5 protein-coding genes are annotated in these 5,278 nt (G+C 60.3%); all 5 read left to right on the top strand.

What is annotated here, in order from left to right; translation table 11 throughout:
- The coding region (locus tag EOL86_11760) for a DUF4198 domain-containing protein (GenBank protein ID NCD26250.1) at positions 1-103 on the top strand (103 nt) is incomplete at its 5' end.
- A gap of 103 nt (positions 104-206) precedes the next feature.
- Positions 207-1,190 (top strand): AraC family transcriptional regulator, encoded by a 984-nt coding sequence (locus tag EOL86_11755; GenBank protein NCD26249.1) that lies wholly within the window; start codon positions 207-209, stop codon positions 1,188-1,190.
- A 99-nt stretch (positions 1,191-1,289) separates the two neighbouring features.
- Positions 1,290-3,347: a TonB-dependent receptor gene (locus tag EOL86_11750; GenBank protein NCD26248.1), complete on the top strand. Its 2,058-nt coding sequence runs from the start codon at positions 1,290-1,292 to the stop codon at positions 3,345-3,347.
- A gap of 47 nt (positions 3,348-3,394) precedes the next feature.
- Positions 3,395-4,420 carry an SAM-dependent methyltransferase gene (locus tag EOL86_11745; protein NCD26247.1) on the top strand — a complete coding sequence of 342 codons (1,026 nt, stop codon included), beginning with the start codon at positions 3,395-3,397 and terminating at the stop codon, positions 4,418-4,420.
- 259 nt (positions 4,421-4,679) lie between these two features.
- Positions 4,680-5,021, top strand: coding sequence for an alkylphosphonate utilization protein (locus EOL86_11740; GenBank protein NCD26246.1), 342 nt, complete (start codon positions 4,680-4,682; stop codon positions 5,019-5,021).
- The last annotated feature ends 257 nt before the right edge of the window (positions 5,022-5,278 follow it).

Genomic DNA, 5,278 nt, shown 5'->3' with positions numbered 1-5,278 from the left:
CAACCACAAGGACGACGTCACCCCGGACGGCTCCCTCAAGGAACTGGTCGGCAAGGCAGATCAGGTCTACCACGGCGCCAGCCTGACCTTCACCGTCAAATAACCCTGTTCATGACGCCTGGTCCGGACCGCCCCAAGCGGCCGGGCCGGGCGCACCCGCCTCTAGCAGCCCGCAATCATCCGAACACGTCCGCAGCGGAGCACAGATGGTCACTGTCAGCACCGAACAATGGAAAACAGCATCCCCCGCTCTTAACCCATGGGAACCGGCGGTCGAGGAATGCCTGTTATGGCGAGAGTACCAGGTGCGCCCCGGAATGCGTCTCGCGGTCCAGAATGTGCGCGCCCTGCGGGAGTCTGTTTCATACAGCTTCATCGTGGAGGAAACAGCCCCGGTCAGCTTCATGTGCTTTGTCTCCGGCACGACACGCATCACGATGACCGATCGTAGCGGAACGCGCCACGACATCGAAAACAACGCCGGAGACTGTTCCCTGTGCCATCTGCCCGGTTCACGGGGGCAATCCTCGACCCATCCCGGAGCACCAATCCAGGCCGCGGGTCTGTTGGTCATGCCGGAATTTTTGCAAAAAGCGTCCACTCCGACAAAATTTTCCAACACACGAACACTCTTCACGGCCGAGACGGACGCCGTGTCCTTTCATTGGAAGGACAGTCTTCCGCCGCATGTGGCCCTGACCGTGCGGGAAATTGTGCACTGCCCGCTTGAAGGATCGCGGCGGCAGGTTTTCATGGAGTATAAAGCCATGGAACTGCTCTTCAGTCTGATGACGCTCCTGGATGAAAAAGGAACCGAACTCGGCGGCGTCACACCCGTTGAGCGGCACGCGGCCTTGGCGGCACGCGACACCATTCTTGCGTCCCTGGTCGAACCGCCGTCATTGCAGAAACTCGCCGGACGCGTGGGCCTTACCCACACCCGGCTGAACGCTGTTTTCCAACTTTTGTTCGGGACCACGGTTTTCCGTTTTCTCCGGGAAAAACGCCTTGAACGCGCCCGCCACCTTCTGGAAAAACCAGGCCAGGGCATTGCCGAAACAGCCTACGAATGCGGCTTTTCCAGTCCCAGCCATTTTACCCGCGCCTTTGCCATACGCTACGGCATGACCCCAAGTCGCTACCATGCGGAGTGCATGCCGCGCGTCCCGGGGCGCCCGCCCCTCGCCTGAACAGTTCCTGAACAGCAAAAATTCCTTCGCGAAATGCAAGAGGGAACCCCGACCGGGTGATACGGTCCTTCTCCATCTTATCTTCAGGAGGAAGGATTCATGAACGCACAAATTCGCATCGCCCTTTGCCTGCTGGGCCTGTACGCGGGAATGGCGGGCGCGCCGGGCCTTGTTTCGGCAGAGACCAACAGCACCCGCGCCCTGCCCACGGTCACGGTCACGGCGCAAAAAATCGAGCAAAGCGTCCAGGACGTACCGGGCACGGTCGCGGTCTTCTCGGACGAAACCCTTGCTGATCGCAACATCACGACATTTCACGAACTCGTCGAACACATCCCCAACGTGACGCTCAAAAAAAACAGCATCGAAAACGTCATTTCCATCCGCGGCGTATCCTCCTTTGGCACGTCGCTCTTCTCAACCACGGGGTTCTATGTGGACGGAGTCAACTACCCCATCCACCAGATGCAGGACATCGACCTTTTGGACATCGAACGCGTCGAAGTGCTCAAAGGACCACAGGGGACGCTGTACGGACGGAACTCGGAATCCGGCGTCGTCAACATCATCACGAAACAGCCCGGCAACGACCTGGGCGGCAAAATCTTCGGGGAGGTCGGATTCTGGGACGCCAACGGCGGCCAGCCGTTGTTTCGGGAAGGATTCGATCTGAATGTCCCGGTGGTCGAGGATGAGCTGGCCATTCGCTTTTCCGGCCAGCACGAGTACACGGACGGTTGGATGGAAAACGAGCACGAGGATACGGACGCGGCCCGCAAGCGGCATGTGAACGGCCGCATGGCCACCTTGTGGACACCAACGGACGAGCTGGACATCTCGCTGATTCTGGAAGGCGGCACGAAACGCGACGGTGCGGGATACTACCGCTTCAAAAGCGGGCCATTCGCCACGGACAGAAACAGCCTCGCCTGGGACGGTGACAACTTCAACGACGTGGACATGAACTCCCAGGCGCTGAAAATCGAGCATCGCGGCGATTTCATGACAGTGACCTCGGTCACCGGACGACACGATTACAGCCAGCACGTGGCCCAGGACATGGACATGAGCCCCCTGGACACAAACAGTTACGCCCGCATGGAATATGACGCGGAAATCATCAGCGAGGAGCTGCGCTTTGCCTCGGCCCCAAAAGAAAACACGATTTTCGACTGGCTGGTGGGCATGTACGGATACCGCGAGGACCTCGACATCGAAAACAATTACGCAGCCTACTCCCTGACGCCGGAACAGGACAACTGGGGGGCGGCCCTGTTCGCCCAGGGCACGTTTCATGTCATGGATCGTCTCCATCTCACGGCTGGCGGGCGTCTCGACCACACCCGCCTCGACGGGACAAAGGAAATCGCCGCGTACGGCGTCAGTCTCTCGGAGGATCTGTCCTATACGGAATTTCTGCCCAGCTTCAGCCTCGCCTTTGACCTGACCGACACGGACGTCATCTACGCCAAGGCAGCCAAAGGCTACCTCGCCGGGGGCTTCGACAATTATTTCGCCATGACGGAAGACGAATACACCTACGATCCGGAATACAGCTGGGCCTACGAACTTGGCCTGAAATCGATGCTGCTCGACAACACTCTGGCCCTGAACCTGGCCGCCTTTTACATCGACAGCCGCGACAAACAGGTCACGGAGTGGGGAGACAGCATCATGGACCGGTATATCCGCAACGCGGCCAAGGCCAGGACACACGGCGCGGAATTGGAAATGACCTACATGCCCCTGGCGGGCCTGACCCTGCGCGCTTCCGGCGGGTATCAGCACAGCGTCATCCAGGATTGGAAAATAGATGGGCCCGCGGGCTTCGATTATGACGGCAAAAAAACACCGGGATCTCCGGAATGGTCGTATTCACTCGGCGCGACGTATCGATGGGCATGGGGACTGGTCGCCGGCATGGATCTGGTAGGTATGAGTTCCTACTACACGGACACAGAAAACACCAACAAGGTCGATGGCCGCGCCGTCGTCAACGCCCGTATCGGATACGAAACCGAGGAGTTCGACGTCACGCTCTGGGCCAACAACCTCTTCGATGAGGACTATCTGGAAAATCAGTGGAGCTGGGGTGGCGATCTTGTGCAGCAGGGCGAGCCACGGGCCTGCGGCCTGCTTGTGACCTACAGATTCTAACCTTTGGGGCCGCCGGGAAAACCGGCGGCCCAAAGCCAAGGGAACGCATGGATAGCAAATCGTATCATCAGGGACTGGACGACACCCTGCGCTGCGTGCGCGGCGCCATCAGCGCGAAACTGCTGCTCTCCGCCCTGGAGCAGGACGTGTTCACGGACCTGGACACCCCCAAAAGCCTCGCGGCCATCTCGGCCCGCCACGGATGGCAAACGGCCGCCACGGAAAAATTCTGTGAAATACTCTCCCATCTCGGACTGGTCGTCATGCGGGCGGGGACGGTGCGGAACACCGAGCGGACCAGTCGTCTTTTCAGCAAACATTCGGAAGACAACATCGGTGCGTTTGTTCTTGAATCCTGCAGATGGTGCCTTCACCCCCTGGATGATCTGCCCCGTGTGCTGCGACAGGGGGCAAAACCACCCGAACACGAAACAAACCCGGAGGCGACCTGGCACGAACTCACGGCCAACGGAGCGGGCGTGGTGCTCGCCAGCGGCGGAGCAATCATGGCCGAGTATCTCGCGGCCCTGCCTGGGGCGCGGCGTTATCGGCGCATGCTCGATCTCGGCGGCGGACATGGCGGGTACGCCCTGCGCGCGGCCGAGGCCATGCCCTGGATGGAAGTCGATGTGCTGGATTTTCCCGCCGTGCTCCAGGTCGCGGAGCGGTTCCGTGAAAAAAGCCCGGCCAAGGACCGGGTTCGCATGCTGCCCGCGAACTATGTCACGGAGCCCATTCCGGGCGGCTACGATCTTGTCCTGGTCTCCGCGACCCTGAACTTCACCCTGGCCGACAACGCCACGCAAAACGTCATGGACAAAATCCACGCCGCCCTCAATCCCGGCGGCTTCTGCGTGAGCGTCCACGACGGCCCAGTTGACGAAAAACTGATGCCCGAATGGCCGTTTGAATGCCTTGTCACCGATCTGGTCACCGGAACACCCATGGCCATGCCAGCCGGCCTTGTCGCCGATACCATGTTCGCCAGCGGTTTTTCCCACGTCCGCACGGAGTATCTCCGCCTGAACGGCTCCCTCATGACCGTGGATATGGGGCGAAAATCCAACCTGTAAACACGGCCCGGCCCATAAAAAACCTTCCGTTCTTACAACGCTTGGTCCGGACCGCCCCAAGCGGCCGGGCCGGGCGCACCGGCCTCCGAATTCTGCCAAGACCACGCAAAATCCCTGCCCCCCCTCCCCCATCATGCCCACACACCTGTTCACGGGATTTCCGTCCATGCAACCGCATTGACCGGACCCGCGCCGCCCGGCTAGGGGACGCCCGAGCCCGGCGCGTCCCGACACCCCCCAACCCCAGAGGTCAAAAATAATGAGCGACACCCCCAAGTGCCCCCAATGCGGCTGCGACTACACCTACGAAAACGGCGCGCATTTTGTCTGCCCGGAATGCGGACACGAATGGTCCCCCAGCGCCACCCCGGCCGACGACGCGGATGAACGCATCGTCCGCGACGCCAACGGCAACGTGCTCAAGGACGGCGACACGGTCACCATCATCAAGGACCTGAAGGTCAAGGGCGCGTCGCAACCGCTGAAGGTGGGCACCAAGGTCAAGAATATCCGGCTTGTTGACGGCGATCACAACATCGACTGCAAAATCGACGGCTTTGGCGCCATGAAGCTCAAATCCGAATTCGTGAAAAAACTTTAGGCCACCCGACCGCCTGCCGGAAAAGACCGGCAGGCCACGCACCAGGTTTCGCGCCCTGGCCACCCCATGCTCCGCGCCACGCAGCCAAACATCCGGCACACTCCTCTCCTGGACGTGCTCACAAAATTATCTGGAGAGGGAGAAGTGGCTCAGTTCGTCTGAACGGCTCCCTCATGACCGTGGATGTGGGACGAAAATCCAACCTGTAAACACGGCCCGGACCATAAAAACCTTCCGTTCTCACGCCCTTCGCCCCG

It is taken from the genome of Deltaproteobacteria bacterium, assembly GCA_009930495.1.
Taxonomy (GTDB): domain Bacteria; phylum Desulfobacterota; class Desulfovibrionia; order Desulfovibrionales; family Desulfomicrobiaceae; genus Desulfomicrobium.
Note: the sequence above shows the minus strand (reverse complement) of the source record. Positions and strands in the feature narration are given on the sequence as shown.

Coding starts and splice junctions, on each gene's coding strand:
- EOL86_11755 (NCD26249.1), top strand. CDS start 207: ATGGTCACTGTCAGCACCGAACAATGGAAAACAGCATCCCCCGCTCTT.
- EOL86_11750 (NCD26248.1), top strand. CDS start 1,290: ATGAACGCACAAATTCGCATCGCCCTTTGCCTGCTGGGCCTGTACGCG.
- EOL86_11745 (NCD26247.1), top strand. CDS start 3,395: ATGGATAGCAAATCGTATCATCAGGGACTGGACGACACCCTGCGCTGC.
- EOL86_11740 (NCD26246.1), top strand. CDS start 4,680: ATGAGCGACACCCCCAAGTGCCCCCAATGCGGCTGCGACTACACCTAC.